We start from the raw sequence: 15786 nt of genomic DNA, 5'->3' as shown, positions 1-15786 counted from the left end.
TTTTTCACTATTAATGCTATTTTAATCCATTAACGCTACTTTAATAACTTGACCCAGATAATGATTTTAAACTTAACATCAAGTTTCCTCACATTTATCCAACTTATTACCTTTTCAGCATATCTTCATGTTAAAATGCATTTAATTCTACTTTTTAAGGAGTATTTTAATATGAAATATACAACGTTGTTATTAGACTTTGACGATACATTAGTAGATTTTGATGATGCTGAAGAACAAGCCTTTTTCAATATGGCCCAAAATTACCAGTCATCTCCTACTTATGATGACTTCACTTTATTCAAAAAGATTAACCAAGCACACTGGGAAGCTTTTCAAAATAATCAACTTTCAAAAGAAGACGTGTTATCTCAACGCTTTATTAAATACTTTAAGCACCATAATATAACTGTTAATGGTCATGAAGCCGATGAGTGTTTTAGAGATGAATTGGCTAAAGCACCAGTTAAATATTTCAACGACACATTAGCTACATTAGCTCAATTACGTCAGCATTGTTCACTTTATATTGTGACTAATGGTGTCGCTATAACACAACAACGCCGTATTGCACAAACACCGTTTGATGATTTATTTGAGGGTATCTTTATTTCTGAACACACAGGTTATCAAAAGCCTATGTCTGGATTCTTTGATTATGTTTTTAATCACATTAAACCTACTGCGAGATCCACAGCAATGATTATTGGAGATTCTTTAACATCAGATATATTAGGTGGTCATAATGCTAACATTGCAACATGCTGGTTTAACTATAGAAACAAAACAAATTCAACAGCAATTAAACCTGACTTTGAGATTCGAACATTAGCCGAATTGTTGCCTATTATACAATCTACTTAATGTTTTAAAATATTGTTGCATCTATCAATAACAATTTGATAAGCCATACAAATATCTTTTTTAGTATGCAAGTAGTGATAATAGCATTGCTTTTATAGTTATTTTTGGCATAAAACCCGATAACCTATAAGCTGGAATGACATACAGCTCGAAGGTTATCGGATTTCTTTATATCTTTATGTGTATCGTGTCTAAAATTTCATTATTCCGATTGCGAAAATGCAAGACTGCACGCCTTTTATTATCATCAATTAATAGTTCTGCAAAAGTCTCTTCTTTTTGACTTCTAGATTGTGAGATACTACCAGGATTAATCACATGAACAGATCCAATCTGTTCATATTTAGCCACATGAGTATGTCCGTAAAAAGCAAATTGACAGCCTTCCTGAGCTGCTCTTTCTGCCAATTGTTGGCGTCCACGATTAACAGAATACAGATGGCCATGAGTATAGAACGCTTTAATGTCATCAGATGAGATAAGTTCTTCATTTGGAAATTCTGGATAAAAATCGCAGTTCCCTTTAACACGTTGGAATAAACTTAGTTCCGTATCATGATATTCAAATTCTGAATCTCCCAAATGCAAAGCAACATCATAATCTTGATGCCAAGCGATAATTTGATATAAAATACCAGCTTCAGTATGATTATCACTTACAATAATCCATTTTGACATTATACATTACCCTTTAAGTATGCTTGAAGTTGTTTTATAGCTTCTCCTCTGTGACTAATTTGACTTTTTTCTGTTGCACTCAGTTCAGCCATTGTGCGTCCTTTTTCAGGTACATAAAAGACAGGATCATAACCAAAACCATTATCTCCTCTACGTTCATCAGTAATTCGACCAGATACCGTCCCTTTAAATGTCCGTGTTGGTTGATCTGGTTCACTCATACTAATCACACACACGAACTGAGCTTCACGTTGCGTGATATCAGTTAATTTAGATAATAATTTGTCTATGTTGTCATCATCATTTTTGTCTAAACCGGCATATCGTGCAGAGTACACCCCTGGCTCACCGTTAAGTGCAAAAACTTCCAAGCCACTATCATCAGCAATCACTCGTTTATTCAATCTTTTAGCTGCTGCTTCTGATTTTAAAATAGCATTTTCTTCAAAGGTTGTCCCTGTTTCTTCAACATCAAAGTCTTTCAACAATTCTGAAATACCGATAACATTATCGTTTGGAAAAATCGCTTTAAAATCATTAATCTTTCCTTGGTTATTTGTAGCTATCACAATATCGGTCATCGTTTATCCCCCTAATTTGTTAATTTAATCTGTTCTACTTTTACTTTCATATGCAACCACTCAGCAATAATATTAGTAATATGCGTCGTATCACCTGTAGAAAAAAAGCGATGCTGTGGCTGGGCTGTATAGCTGGCGTGCTCATTACTAAATGTTAACAAAGCACTTACTTCCCTAGCTGTCTCTAGACCAGAAGAAATGACCGTTTTGTCTCCACCGAAATAATCATTCAACGGTTGATATAACAAGGGATAATGCGTACATCCTAATATGACAGTGTCCGCTATACTGTTTCGCCAGTGTTTTAATGTCTGATGAATAATAATACTCGTTATTGTTGGATCATTATAACGCATTTGTTCGACCAAAGGTACAAATCCTGGACAGGCCACACCTGTTACCTCAACATTAGGATTAATGCGTTTAATGTGATGTCGATAAGCTTCAGATTTAATAGTTCCCTCTGTTCCAAGTATAAGCACATGTTGATTTTTGGTCGTCATAATAGCAGTACGTGCACCTGGTTCAATAACACCAATAACTGGAATAGACAGTATGTGTTGTAAATGCTCTAAAGCGACTGCAGTTGCCGTATTACAAGCAATAACCAGCATTTTAATGTCAAATTCCATTAATTTATTAGCTAGTTCAGTGGTGAAAGCTTTAACTTCCTCTCCAGGTCTTGGTCCATATGGACACCGTGCTATATCACCTAAATAATATATAGTCTCATTTGGTAACTGGCGTATAATTTCTTTAGCTACAGTTAATCCTCCAACTCCTGAATCTATAACACCAATGGGTTTATTCATATTTTTCATCCTCAATTAATTGCAATAGTATTTTTATTTTAGCACATTAAATATAGTGAAATCATCTAAGGCTATTTTAAAAATGATATCCCTACACATAAAACATCATTCTAATGTGAAAAACCATATTAATTAAAGTAGATGAAAACACACCAAAAATTGATAAAAATCTGTTGTACTTAACAGTAACATCTTTTGTTATTTGTTACACTTTAGCATCTATGTATCATCATTAAAATAAATGATATCTAAATAACTATTTTAAAGGATCATACACTGAAGCTTTGCGTTACGAAAAACACCTATCAAAGCTCGGCTATAAAATAAGCCCAAAAACGAAATCAATTGACTTCATTTTCAGGCTTATTTATTTTAGAAATCTATTTTTCTAAAGCTTGTACAGCGATTATTCCACTTTATGATCTGAACCAAAGAATGATTTGAACATATGAAACGTTGTTTCTCTGTTCATTGCTGCAATTGACGTTGTTAATGGGATACCTTTAGGACATGCATTTACACAGTTTTGAGAATTACCGCACTCTTGCAATCCACCTGTCCCCATTAATGCATCTAATCGTTCATCCTTTGTCATAGCACCTGTCGGATGTAAATCAAATAGACGAACTTGTGAGATGGCTTGTGCACCGACAAACTTATTATTAGGTGTTACATTCGGACAAACTTCTAAACACACACCACATGTCATACATTTTGACAGTTCATACGCTGTTTGTCGTTTTTTCTCCGGCATACGAGGTCCAGGACCTAAATCATAAGTTCCATCAATAGGAATCCAAGCTTTCATACGTTTTAAGTTGTCAAACATTCGTGTACGGTCAACTTGTAAGTCACGAATAACTGGAAACGTACTCATTGGTTCTAGACGAATAGGTTGCTCTAATTGATCAACGATGGCTGAACATGATTGTCTTGCACGACCATTAATTACCATCGAACATGCACCACAAACTTCTTCCAAACAATTCATGTCCCAAATAACGGGTGTTGTTTTCTTTCCTTCTGCATTTACTGGATTACGTCTAATTTCCATCAAACAGGCAATGACATTCATGTTATCTTTATAAGGGATTTCAAACGCTTCATCGTATGGCTTAGAGTCTTGATTATCTTGACGTTTTATAATTAATTTAATTGTTTTTTGTTTTTCTTTTTGTGGTTGTTGATTACTGTCTGCATGTTGGTCTTTTGGAGTGTTATTTGCTGATAGTGTTTCAGTCATTATTTTTTACCTCCTTTAGACTTGCTAGTGTAATCACGTTTACGTGGTGGGATCAAGCTTACATCTACTGGCTCATAAGTAAATTTTGGTGCTTCATCTTTACCCATATACTCTGCTAATGTTGTTTTTAACCATTCTTCATCATTTCGTTCTGGAAATTCTGGTTTGTAATGCGCACCGCGTGATTCATTGCGATTATAAGCACCAATTGTGATAACACGTGCAAGTATAAGCATATTCCATAATTGACGAGTAAAGAACACGGCTTGGTTACTCCATGTCTGTGTATCTTCCATATCAATATTTTGATAGCGTTCCATGAGCTCAACAATTTTCTTATCGGTTTCCAATAATTTATCATTTTCTCTTACAACTGTAACATTAGCTGTCATAATTTCACCGAGTTCACGATGTAATTTATAGGCATTTTCTGTGCCACGCATATTAAGTAAATTATCGAATCTTTGTTGTTCTTCATCTACCCGTGCTTGATAAATTGAATCATCTAAATCAGCATAAGTTTTATCAATATTTTCAACATATTTTACCGCATTTGGTCCAGCGACAGTACCACCATAAATTGCAGATAATAATGAGTTTGCACCTAAACGGTTACCTCCATGTTGTGAAAAATCACATTCTCCTGCAGCAAATAAACCATCAATGTTGGTCATTTGATCGTAATCAACATAAAGTCCTCCCATTGAATAGTGAACTGCTGGGAAAATCTTCATTGGTACCTTACGAGGATCGTCACCAGTGAATTTTTCATAAATTTCAATGATACCACCTAATTTAACATCTAATTCATGTGGATCTTTATGAGACAGATCCAGATACACCATATTTTCACCATTAATACCTAATTTTTGATTGATACAAACATCAAAAATTTCACGCGTTGCAATATCACGAGGTACTAAGTTACCATAATCCGGATATTTTTCTTCTAAGAAGTACCAAGGCTTACCATCTTTATATGTCCATATACGACCGCCTTCACCACGTGCAGATTCACTCATTAAACGTAATTTGTCATCACCTGGAATCGCAGTCGGATGAATTTGAATAAATTCGCCATTTGCATATTTAGCACCTTGTTGATAAACAATTGAAGCTGCTGACCCAGTGTTAATCATAGAGTTCGTTGTTTTACCAAAAATAATGCCTGGACCACCTGTAGCCATAATGACCGCATCTGAACCGAAAGATTGAATTTCTGAAGTTGTCATATTTTGAGCTATAATTCCTCTAGCTGCATTATCTTCGTCTTTAACAATTCCTAAAAATTCCCAGCCCTCATATTTTGTCACTAGTCCATCTACTTCAAAGGAACGTACTTGTTCATCTAACGCATATAATAGTTGTTGCCCTGTTGTTGCACCAGCAAATGCTGTTCGATGATACAATGTCCCACCGAAGCGTCTAAAGTCTAATAAACCTTCCTTTGTTCTGCTAAACATGACGCCCATGCGGTCTAATAAATGAATAATTTGTGGTGCAGCTTCAGTCATTGCTTTAACTGGTGGTTGATTTGCTAAAAAATCTCCACCATAAACGGTATCATCAAAATGAATCCACGGAGAATCTCCTTCACCTTTTGTATTTACCGCACCATTGATACCCCCTTGGGCACATACAGAGTGCGAACGTTTAACAGGTACTAATGAGAACAAATCCACATGAGCACCTTGTTCTGCAGCTTTAATTGTTGACATTAAACCGGCAAGTCCGCCTCCGACAACAATAATTTTCTTCTCTGCCATAGAATTGTCACTCCCCTAAATATTGAACTAAAACTTACGCTAAAACGAAATTTACATAAATGCTACAATTGCTGATACACCAATATAAAACAATATCAAAAAGACAATGAGTGATACCCAAGTGAAAACTTGTTGAGATTTTTTAGATTGTAAAATCCCCCATGTCACTAAAAATGACCAAATACCGTTAGCAAAGTGAAAAACGACTGCCACGATACAAATCATATAAATAATTGCCCACAAAGGGTGTTGTAATGTCTGATGCATCATATTATAATTAACTTCTTTACCGAAAAATGCCTTTTGTAAGCGCGTTTGCCATAAATGTACGAAAATAAAAATAAACGTAATTACACCCGTTACGCGTTGTAATGCAAACATCCAGTTTCTAAATATTGAATAATGCCCAATATTTTCCTTTGCTGTAAATGCGATATGAATACCATACAATCCATGATATAAAATTGGGATATAAATAAATAGAAACTCAACGATAATTAAAAACGGCAATGATTCCATAAACATAGATGCTTTATTAAATGCTTCAGCACCTTGAGTAGCTTGATGGTTTACCATCAAATGCACTACTAAAAATGCCCCGATTGGAATAATACCTAATAACGAATGAACACGTCTTAAGTAAAATTCGTTTTTTGTATGAGCCAAAAGAACTCCCCCCTGAAGAAACAATAATTAAAATTAGCTAATTTAAATGATGTGATACCACTAAGACATCCTATTTCTTGCTAATTGAAAAATAAAAATTTTAAGTTTTCAAATTTTTTTAAATACAATTTGCAAGTATTATAAAATGAACTGGATGGTGGATTTAGCATTTGTGTATTTTTCAATTAAAACATTATCAGGAACACTTAAATGATAATGTTTATCAATTAGAAAACGCTTCCACAAATCTATAAAAAAATTAGCTGTTTGTTAACTATATTGTAACATTTTTTACAACACTTTGGGACATGAGAATGATTCTCACGTCCCAAAATCTTAATTTTTTAATTATTTAATGCTTCTTTCAAACTTTTAGCTACTTTTTCAGGAAGGCCACAATTTTGCAATTCTGGTAAAGTTGCTTCTTTCATTTTCTTGATAGAACCAAAAGTACGCAATAATTTAGTTTTTCTTTTGCTACCTATACCATCAACGGTATCAAGTATAGAACGCATGCCTTGTTTCTGCCGTGTTTGTCGATGGAAAGTAATGGCAAAGCGGTGCACTTCATCTTGAATACGCTGTAAGAGATAAAATGCTTGACTATTTTTCTTCATAGGTACCACTTCAGCTTCTGGCCCATAAAGCAGTTCAGAGGTCTGATGTTTATCGTTTTTACGCAAACCAGCTATTGGAATGTCTAAGCCTAATTCATTTTCTAACACGTCTTTAACCCCTGACATGTGTCCTTTACCTCCATCTACAATAATAAGATCTGGTAAAGGAAGGCCTTCATTTAACACTCTTGTATATCGACGACGTACGACTTCTCTCATAGATTTATAATCATCTGGACCTTCTACTGTTTTTATTTTATATTTTCGATAGCCACGCTTATCTGGTTTACCATCAACAAATGACACCATAGCTGATACTGGATCAACACCTTGAATGTTTGAATTATCAAAAGCTTCAATACGTATTGGTGATTGAATGCCCATACGCTCACCTAACTCTTCAATTGCCTTCACAGTCCGTGATTCATCACGAGCAATTAATTCAAATTTATTATCAAGCGCTACCTCAGCATTATGATTTGCTAAATCAACCATTTCTTTTTTCGCTCCACGTGCCGGCTGCACAATTTTAGTATCAACGACAGAATGAATTAATTTAGCATCTAAGTGTTTTGGTATATGCACTTCTTTGGGCAATATATGTTGATTTAAACTATAAAACTGGCCAATAAAGGTATAAAATTCTTCTTCTTCCGTTTGTTGAATCGGAATCATAGTGGCATCCCGTTGAATCATATTACCTTGGCGAATAAAAAATACTTGAACACACATCCAGCCCTTAGACACGTGGTAACCAAACACATCACGAATCGTATTATCTGATGACATAATTTTTTGTTTCTTCGTTAAATTATGAATGTGTTGAAGTAAATCTCTATATTCTTTAGCACGTTCAAAATCTAATTTTTCGCTTGCAGCCATCATTCTCTGTTCTAAATTTTGTAAAATGGTTTTATCTTCACCATTAAGAAAGTCAGATATCTCTTTTGTCATTTGGGCATATTGCTGTTGATCAACATCATAAACACATGGACCTAGACATTGACCAATATGGTAGTACAAACATAATTTATCTGGCATCGTATCACATTTTCTAAATGGATAAATACGGTCTAATAGCTTCTTGGTTTCTTGTGCTGAATAAGCGTTAGGGTATGGTCCAAAATATTTACCTGTCCCTTTTTTAACTGTACGTGTTACCAATAAACGAGGATACTTTTCTTTAGTGATTTTAATAAAAGGATAACTCTTATCATCCTTTAATAATATATTATAACGCGGTTGATATTGTTTAATTAAATTTAATTCTAATAGGAGGGATTCTGTTTCACTAGATGTTACGATATATTCAAAGTCACGTATTTCCCCAACTAAACGCGTTGTTTTAGCATCATGAGCCCCTGTAAAATACGAACGTAAACGATTGCGTAAACGTTTAGCTTTACCGACATAAATTACCTGTTGTTGGCGATCTTTCATCAAATAACACCCTGGTTCAATAGGTACAACACTTAATTTTTCACGAATAGCTTGCTGATAACTCAACGTATCACACTCCCCCTTTCTCGATTATTACACACAAAAAGAAGAGGCAATTACATCAGATGTAATGCCCCGTCCCCATTTCTGTGTGATTATAAATGTTTATCCAATACTTCTGCTAAATTTTCTTTTGGTTGGAAACCTACAACTTTATCTACAGGTTCTCCATCTTTAAATACAATTAAAGTAGGAATACTCATTACTTCAAATTTAGCAGCAGTTGATGGGTTTTCATCAACATCTAATTTTAAAATATCAGCTTTACCTTCATAATCTCCTGCTAATTCTTCTAATACTGGAGCAATCATTTTACAAGGTCCACACCAAGTTGCCCAAAAGTCTACTAATTTAACGCCATCTTGAATATTTTCATCAAAGTTTGAATCCGTTACTTTTACGATTGCCATGACAGCCAATCCTCCTTAAATTTAAATGATGAGCAAATTATAACAGACAATATCATCTATTGCATTGCAATTGCTCACATTTTTCTTACATCACTCATATTAACCGCAATATATAGTTGAAGTAAAGTTTATTCTATCATTTTAGTAAATGAATAGTGATGATTATTTTAATTCTGCGACAGTTACACCAAAGCCACCTTCACTTGGCATACCACCCCTAAATGATTTTACACTTTTATGTCGTTTCAAATGTTGTTGAACACCTTTTTGTAAAGCACCTGTGCCTTTGCCATGTATGATATAAACTTGTTCATAATTACTTAATACAGCTTGGTCTAAATATTGATCTAACTCAATTAACGCTTCTTCATAACGATATCCTCTTATATCCAGTTCCGTTTTAATCGTTTGACGATGTTGGCGTTTAATCATTTTAGTCGGTTTTTCTTGTTTCTTTTTTGTTTTTTCCAAATCTTCAATCGGCAATTTCATTTTAATGATACCCATTTGAACTACCGCTTCATCATTTCCAACTAACTCTAACACTTCGCCCTTTTGTCCATATGATAAAACTTTAACTTCATCTCCGGCTACAATTTTATCGTATTTTTGCTTTTGAACTTGTTGTTTAATCGATTTCGCTTCATATTGATTATCAAGTTGCTTTTTCTTGTCTATCAATTCATGTTCCTTAACATCGGCCCCTTTTTGATCTCTTAGCGTTCGTAACTCTTTTAATATCTCATCTGCTTCTTTTGTAGCAGCTTTAACACGTTGATTTGCTTTATCTTTCGCATCTTCTATTAATTGTTTTTCGTATGCTTGAAATTGATTATATTGTTTTTCAAGATCATCGTGTGTTTGCTGTGCTTCTTTCAATAAATGGTCAAGTTCTATACGCTGCGTATCTACACGTTTCGCATTTTTTTCAAGCGATTCTATCATTAAATTGATTTCTTGCTCATCTGTACCAATCATGGTTTTTGCTTTATTTATAATTGATAAGTTAAGACCTAATTTTTTAGATATATCAAATGCATTTGATCGGCCAGGAACACCCATTAATAATTTGTATGTGGGACTCAATGTATCAACATCAAACTCGACACTAGCATTCATGACACCTTCGCGGTTATAGCTATACGCTTTAAGTTCTGGGTAGTGTGTCGTTGCCATGACTAGCGCGCCAAGCGCTCTTGTATAATCAAGAATACTCATTGCTAATGCAGCGCCTTCACTAGGATCTGTTCCTGCTCCTAACTCGTCAAACAGTATTAAACTATGCTTATCTGCTTGTTGTAATATAGCGACAATATTTTTCATATGTGATGAAAATGTAGATAATGATTGTTCTATAGACTGCTCATCTCCAATATCACAAAAGACATCATGAAACACGCTTAACTGACTACCGTCTAATGTGGGAATTAACAACCCTGATTGTGCCATAATTATAATTAATCCTAGTGTTTTAAGCGTGACTGTTTTCCCACCAGTATTTGGCCCCGTAATAATCACTGTTTCCACATCATCAGCAAATTCAATCGTATTTGCAACAACAGTTTCTTTATCTAACAATGGATGAAAGGCATTGGGTAAATAAATTGTACGCGCTTCATAAAATGTAGGCTTTGTTCCCTTTATTGCACTTGCATAACGTGCCTTAGCTGTTAAGAAATCCAAGTGACCCATAACTTCTTCAGCTACTAAACATTGTTCAGCTTGTTGCGCAACCATTGTTGTTAATATAGTTAAAATTCGTTCTCTTTCCACAGCCTCATCGTTGCGTAAGCGACTCACTTGATTGTTCATTTCTACAATAGATGATGGTTCAATATATAACGTTTGTCCAGATGCTGATTGGTCATGCACAATACCTTTAAAATCTTGGCGATATTCAGCTTTTACTGGTATAACATTACGTTCATTGCGCACAGTTACTATAGCATCCGATAGTTTCTTTTGATTAGATTGATTTTTAACAATACGATCTAGATTTTGTCTAATGCGTTGTGTCGTACTTGAAATTTTACTGCGAATGCCTTGTAATTCGTAACTCGCATGATCATATAAATCATGTGTATCACATTTATCATTAATTTCTTGAAATAAATCAGTTAATACAGGTAAGCGCATCATATTATCATGCAGCAAAGGATAATAGACTTGTTGTTCATCATCTTCAAGCAATTGATTATAAAATGTTTTAAATTGGTTTTGAACTTGAATGAGCCTTTTTAACTGATTTAATTCTGTAACATTCAATACGCTACCAATCTTAGCGCGGTGAAGTAATGGAGAAACTTTTGATAATCCACTTAGACTTGGCATCCTATATTTATTATAAATTTGTGATATTTCATCAGTTTCATTCATTTGAAAAACAACAGTATCGTAATCAGTCGCAGGATGCAGTTGTAGTACTTTCTCCCTCCCCAAGTCACTAATTGTCTCATTAGCGATGAGTGCTTTAATTTTATTAAATTCTAAGACATCTAACGTTTTCTGTCTCATCAAATCCCTCTATTTCTTCATTTTAATATTGTTTGCAATGAATTTTTTAAAGTCTTCTCGCGATAAGGTATTGATGACTCTATCTTTAGTAACAAATCCTTTTTGCGCTGTTGCTACACCATATTTCATAAATTCCAAATGATCTGTATGGTGTGCATCAGTATTTATCGTCAACTTAACATTCGGATATTTTTTAACAATATCTGCATTTAAATCCAGTCGCTTTGGATTAGCATTGATTTCTAAAATTGTTTGAGTTTCTTCAGCAAGTTGCATTAATTGTTCAATATTAGGTTGATATCCTGGACGCTTCCCAATAATGCGCCCCGTTGGATGAGCAATGTGTCGTACATATGGATTTCGACATGCATGTTCTAGACGTTTCATGATATCTGCTTCAGATTGGTTAAAGCTTTGGTGTATCGCAGCAATAACATAGTCTAATTGTGCTAAAACATCATCATCATAATCCAGTGAACCATCTGGCAAAATATCCATTTCTGTGCCTGAATAAATATCAATTTCTTGATATTCTTGATTCAATTTTTTAATTTCTTCATTTTGTCGTAATAAACGTTCTACTTGCAGACCGTTGGCAACTTTTAGGCTTTGAGAATGGTCAGTAATAACCATAAAATGATATCCTTTAGCAATGTTAGCCTCAACCATATGTCGAATAGAAAATGCGCCATCACTATAAGTCGTATGCATATGGATATCACCATTGATATCATCTAAGGTAATAATATCACTTAAATCTCTTTCAAATTCACTGCCGTCTTCACGCATCGCCGGTGCAATCCAATTCACGTTAAAGTGTTTATAAATATCAGTTTCATTATTATATTGAATCAGTTGTCCATCTGACGTTTCAATTCCATATTCACTTACTTTTTCTCCCTGCGCTTTAGCAAGTTGTCGAATGCGAATATTATGTTCTTTTGAGCCAGTAAAATGTTGTAATGTATGATAAAATGCTGCTGGTTCAATGAGTCTAAAATCTACACCAATTGTTTCATCATCATATTCTATTTCTAAAGAGATTTTTGTTTGTCCCACAGCCACTTCTTTTACTTTGTTGGGAATATTTAATAATTGCGCTTGAACTTTGTCAGGCTCCGTCGTACTTATGATGAAATCTAAATCTTTACTCATTTCTTTATAGCGACGAAAACTCCCAGCTGATGAATAATTATCGATAGCAGTCAGCGTCTTAATATAAGCGACAATTTGCTCGTTCAACCCTCGCATCTGATCAATAGGATACCGTTCTTTTTTAGCACCTAACGCTTTGACAGCCTCTAAAATATTAGTTTCTGTTTTTTTAGCGAATCCTTTTAACTGACTTACTTGACCAGCTTCACATGCACGTTGCAAACTTTCTTTATCTTCAATGCCCAACTCTTGATATAGCTTTGCGATTTTCTTGCTACCTAAACCTTGAATTTTCAACAGTGGAATCAGACCTTCAGGCACACGTTTTTTCAGATCAGATAAGACCTCTGACTCACCGGTTTGACGATATTCATTAATCACTTCGCCGACACCTTTACCAATTCCTTTTAGCTCCGTCACATCATCAATTTCTTCTAAAGGGCGTTCATCCATTTCCAAACTTTGCGCCGCTTTGCGATAAGCTGACACTTTAAAGGTATTTTCTCCATTCAACTCCATATAAGTAGCAATTTGCTCTAATAATTTAATAACATCTTTTTTTGTCATACCGTCACCTCATAAAAAGAAGACCAGGAAAAGAAATCCTGACCTTTATCAGATTTTATAAATTTAAAATATATGCTGAAACGATTGGTGTATGTAATAAAATTGCTTTACTAAGCCATGAATGAGCTAAACTCATCTGAACCCATTCATTAGGATAAAGCGCCAGCATATAAAGTAGAATTTGCACAGATATCAAGGCTAATAGCAATCCAAACAAGGCCCCTAACCAGCGACTCCAATTATATAATTTTTTGTACGTTACTATATTATCAAATGACACTACAAGAAGATACAAAATAATCTTGCTCAATATAGCAACTAGTGCAAAAGCTACAATTGCATCAAAGCGTTGCTGAACTTGACTAAAAGGCACAGCGTAAGTCATATCATAAGCTACAGTTTTCGGGAACGGTAAAAAAACTAATAATCTTTGTGCAATACCTTGATAATTGTTATGTGCAATCCACAAGGCAACCATCGTCGTCATAACGTGTAAACAATTTAACCACCATCCACGGCGATATCCCATAAGCATGACATAACCTACAAATAATAATACAATTAAATCTAGTATCATATTATAGCTCTCTACGTCTAAATTGATTCACTTCTTCTTGGAGGCGACGATTTTCTTCTTCTAATAGTACCTTTTCGTGCATTATATTGACGGCCGTTAATACAGACTTTCGTGTTGTATCAAGACCAGAAGTTTTTAGCGCCTTGATTCTCTCATCTACTAAATGAGCGACATAACGAATATGCTCAGGACTGTCTTCACCAACAATAGTATAATGTTGATCATTAATCGTTACATTAATTCTGTTTTTAAATTCACTCATAATTATGTCTCCTGACCTTTTTTATAAACTTCAGTTCTATTACATTTTTTCATCAGCTAGTTTCTATGTAATGTTATATTAAGTACATTATACATGACAGCATCTAAATTTGTAAGCCCATCCATCTGATTCAGTAAGTTATAGTGTTATACTAGAATATTACTACATCATTAATTTCATGATATGATATTGCTGGTTAATATTTTTTAAAGAAAGGATTTCTGACATCTATGGCAAATGTCGTCCAAAAACTAACAAACGAAGCAATAGAGCAGCTCTTAAATCAAATTGACTTTGAACAGCATAACTTACCACAAGGGATGCGTGCACGCACTAATTATAAACAGACAACCATTAATATCTATAACTCTGGCAAAGTCATGTTTCAAGGTAAACAAGCTGAAAATATTGCTCGAGAATTACTTCCAAATTATCACGATGCTGCCATGGCAGCAACAACTTCAAAGCAATCATCAACTCATACACTTCAATATGACAAATATGATTGTATTGGTAGCGATGAAGCCGGAAGTGGAGATTATTTTGGTCCTTTAACCGTATGTGCTGCTTATGTCACTCAATCACATGTTGCTATTTTAAAAACATTAGGTGTCGATGACTCAAAAAAACTAACTGATACTAAAATTATTGACTTGGCGGAGCAGTTAGTGACATTTATTCCACATTCATTGCTAACATTAGATAATATTAAATATAATGAGCGCCAAGCTTTAGGCTGGTCTCAAGTAAAAATGAAAGCCGTTCTTCATAATGAAGCTATTAAAAATGTTACTCAAAAAATTCATCCAGACAACATCGATTATATTGTGATTGACCAATTCGCTCAGCGTGAAGTTTATCAACATTATGCCTTAAGTGCATTACCATTTCCAGAAAAAACAAAATTTGAAACAAAAGGAGAGTCAAAATCTCTAGCAATTGCAGCTGCCAGTATTATCTCTCGCTATGCATTTGTCAAATATATGGATCAACTCGCTCGCAAAATGCATTGCGAAATTCCTAAAGGTGCTGGTAATAAGGTTGATTTAGTTGCTGCTAAAATCATTGATAAGAGTGGAATTAACAAATTAGATAGTATTTCTAAAAAACATTTTAAAAACCGAGAAAAAGCACTGAAATTAGTAGAAAGAAAGCAAAATTAGTAAGCAATAACAATTTAAGATATAAATGAAATAGATTAAAATTGAAACGCCAAAATCTTTTTATTGGATATGGTTTCCACCATATTAATTGAAACTATTAAAATTAAAGTCTCTAGTGGTAACATCTATTGCTTCAAGTTATCGCTTATATAAGGCACCTCGTTCATTTCATTTAGTGAAGTCGACTAAACAATGTGAAAGTGCCTTATTTTTTTAACCATTTAACGTTGAAATTACATGTTAATACGTAGTATTTATGGCGAGACTCCTGAGGGAACAGGACAAGCTGAAGACAGAGGCCCCAACAGATAGGCTTTCGAAAAGAAAGCCAACGGACAAAGCAATTTGGAGTGGGGCCCCCAACACAAAGAAATGCAACAAGCATTTCCGCGAACAACGCAAGTTGGGGTG

Annotated in this window: 14 protein-coding genes; 2 read left to right on the top strand and 12 right to left on the bottom strand. The window is 34.4% G+C overall.

Translation table 11 applies throughout. The features are described from left to right. Positions 1-171 precede the first annotated feature (171 nt). Positions 172-864, top strand: a complete 693-nt coding sequence (locus HMPREF2864_RS08215) for a YjjG family noncanonical pyrimidine nucleotidase (RefSeq protein WP_002478336.1) — start codon at positions 172-174, stop codon at positions 862-864. A 168-nt stretch (positions 865-1032) separates the two neighbouring features. Here the strand turns inward: HMPREF2864_RS08215 and HMPREF2864_RS08210 are convergent, their stop codons facing one another. From HMPREF2864_RS08210 to zapA, 12 genes are all read right to left on the bottom strand, one after another. Next, positions 1033-1542 carry a YfcE family phosphodiesterase gene (locus tag HMPREF2864_RS08210; RefSeq protein ID WP_002459372.1) on the bottom strand — a complete coding sequence of 170 codons (510 nt, stop codon included), beginning with the start codon at positions 1540-1542 and terminating at the stop codon, positions 1033-1035. Next, positions 1542-2123: an XTP/dITP diphosphatase gene (locus HMPREF2864_RS08205; protein ID WP_070545170.1), complete on the bottom strand. Its 582-nt coding sequence runs from the start codon at positions 2121-2123 to the stop codon at positions 1542-1544. The genes HMPREF2864_RS08210 and HMPREF2864_RS08205 overlap by 1 nt, the downstream gene beginning before the upstream one ends. A gap of 11 nt (positions 2124-2134) precedes the next feature. Next, positions 2135-2935, bottom strand: coding sequence for a glutamate racemase (racE, locus tag HMPREF2864_RS08200; protein ID WP_002493101.1), 801 nt, complete (start codon positions 2933-2935; stop codon positions 2135-2137). A gap of 406 nt (positions 2936-3341) precedes the next feature. Further along, positions 3342-4178, bottom strand: coding sequence for a succinate dehydrogenase iron-sulfur subunit (gene sdhB / locus HMPREF2864_RS08195; protein WP_002459375.1), 837 nt, complete (start codon positions 4176-4178; stop codon positions 3342-3344). Then, on the bottom strand, positions 4178-5944 hold the full coding sequence (sdhA, locus tag HMPREF2864_RS08190) for a succinate dehydrogenase flavoprotein subunit (protein ID WP_002459376.1): 1767 nt from the start codon (positions 5942-5944) through the stop codon (positions 4178-4180). The genes sdhB and sdhA overlap by 1 nt, the downstream gene beginning before the upstream one ends. Positions 5945-5995: 51 nt before the next feature. Then, positions 5996-6610 (bottom strand): succinate dehydrogenase, cytochrome b556 subunit, encoded by a 615-nt coding sequence (gene sdhC, locus HMPREF2864_RS08185; protein ID WP_070545172.1) that lies wholly within the window; start codon positions 6608-6610, stop codon positions 5996-5998. A gap of 344 nt (positions 6611-6954) precedes the next feature. Beyond that, positions 6955-8733: an excinuclease ABC subunit UvrC gene (gene uvrC, locus HMPREF2864_RS08180; protein WP_070545174.1), complete on the bottom strand. Its 1779-nt coding sequence runs from the start codon at positions 8731-8733 to the stop codon at positions 6955-6957. An 89-nt stretch (positions 8734-8822) separates the two neighbouring features. After that, positions 8823-9137 (bottom strand): thioredoxin, encoded by a 315-nt coding sequence (trxA, locus tag HMPREF2864_RS08175; RefSeq protein ID WP_002459379.1) that lies wholly within the window; start codon positions 9135-9137, stop codon positions 8823-8825. 162 nt (positions 9138-9299) lie between these two features. After that, a complete protein-coding gene (locus HMPREF2864_RS08170; protein WP_060795262.1) occupies positions 9300-11651 on the bottom strand; it encodes an endonuclease MutS2 in 2352 nt (783 codons plus the stop codon). A 9-nt stretch (positions 11652-11660) separates the two neighbouring features. Further along, positions 11661-13373 carry a DNA polymerase/3'-5' exonuclease PolX gene (gene polX, locus HMPREF2864_RS08165; RefSeq protein ID WP_002459381.1) on the bottom strand — a complete coding sequence of 571 codons (1713 nt, stop codon included), beginning with the start codon at positions 13371-13373 and terminating at the stop codon, positions 11661-11663. A 55-nt stretch (positions 13374-13428) separates the two neighbouring features. Then, a complete protein-coding gene (locus tag HMPREF2864_RS08160; RefSeq protein ID WP_070545175.1) occupies positions 13429-13950 on the bottom strand; it encodes a CvpA family protein in 522 nt (173 codons plus the stop codon). 1 nt (position 13951) lies between these two features. After that, positions 13952-14212 carry a cell division protein ZapA gene (gene zapA, locus HMPREF2864_RS08155; protein ID WP_002459383.1) on the bottom strand — a complete coding sequence of 87 codons (261 nt, stop codon included), beginning with the start codon at positions 14210-14212 and terminating at the stop codon, positions 13952-13954. Positions 14213-14442: 230 nt separating this feature from the next. Here zapA and rnhC point away from each other — a divergent pair, with 230 nt between their 5' ends. Further along, a complete protein-coding gene (rnhC, locus tag HMPREF2864_RS08150; protein ID WP_002478344.1) occupies positions 14443-15375 on the top strand; it encodes a ribonuclease HIII in 933 nt (310 codons plus the stop codon). The last annotated feature ends 411 nt before the right edge of the window (positions 15376-15786 follow it).

This window comes from Staphylococcus sp. HMSC059F04 (genome assembly GCF_001812565.1).
In the GTDB taxonomy this organism is placed as follows: Bacteria; Bacillota; Bacilli; order Staphylococcales; family Staphylococcaceae; genus Staphylococcus; species Staphylococcus lugdunensis.
Note: the sequence above shows the minus strand (reverse complement) of the source record. Positions and strands in the feature narration are given on the sequence as shown.

Coding starts and splice junctions, on each gene's coding strand:
- HMPREF2864_RS08215 (WP_002478336.1), top strand. CDS start 172: ATGAAATATACAACGTTGTTATTAGACTTTGACGATACATTAGTAGAT.
- HMPREF2864_RS08210 (WP_002459372.1), bottom strand. CDS start 1,542: ATGTCAAAATGGATTATTGTAAGTGATAATCATACTGAAGCTGGTATT.
- HMPREF2864_RS08205 (WP_070545170.1), bottom strand. CDS start 2,123: ATGACCGATATTGTGATAGCTACAAATAACCAAGGAAAGATTAATGAT.
- racE (WP_002493101.1), bottom strand. CDS start 2,935: ATGAATAAACCCATTGGTGTTATAGATTCAGGAGTTGGAGGATTAACT.
- sdhB (WP_002459375.1), bottom strand. CDS start 4,178: ATGACTGAAACACTATCAGCAAATAACACTCCAAAAGACCAACATGCA.
- sdhA (WP_002459376.1), bottom strand. CDS start 5,944: ATGGCAGAGAAGAAAATTATTGTTGTCGGAGGCGGACTTGCCGGTTTA.
- trxA (WP_002459379.1), bottom strand. CDS start 9,137: ATGGCAATCGTAAAAGTAACGGATTCAAACTTTGATGAAAATATTCAA.
- HMPREF2864_RS08170 (WP_060795262.1), bottom strand. CDS start 11,651: ATGAGACAGAAAACGTTAGATGTCTTAGAATTTAATAAAATTAAAGCA.
- polX (WP_002459381.1), bottom strand. CDS start 13,373: ATGACAAAAAAAGATGTTATTAAATTATTAGAGCAAATTGCTACTTAT.
- HMPREF2864_RS08160 (WP_070545175.1), bottom strand. CDS start 13,950: ATGATACTAGATTTAATTGTATTATTATTTGTAGGTTATGTCATGCTT.
- zapA (WP_002459383.1), bottom strand. CDS start 14,212: ATGAGTGAATTTAAAAACAGAATTAATGTAACGATTAATGATCAACAT.
- rnhC (WP_002478344.1), top strand. CDS start 14,443: ATGGCAAATGTCGTCCAAAAACTAACAAACGAAGCAATAGAGCAGCTC.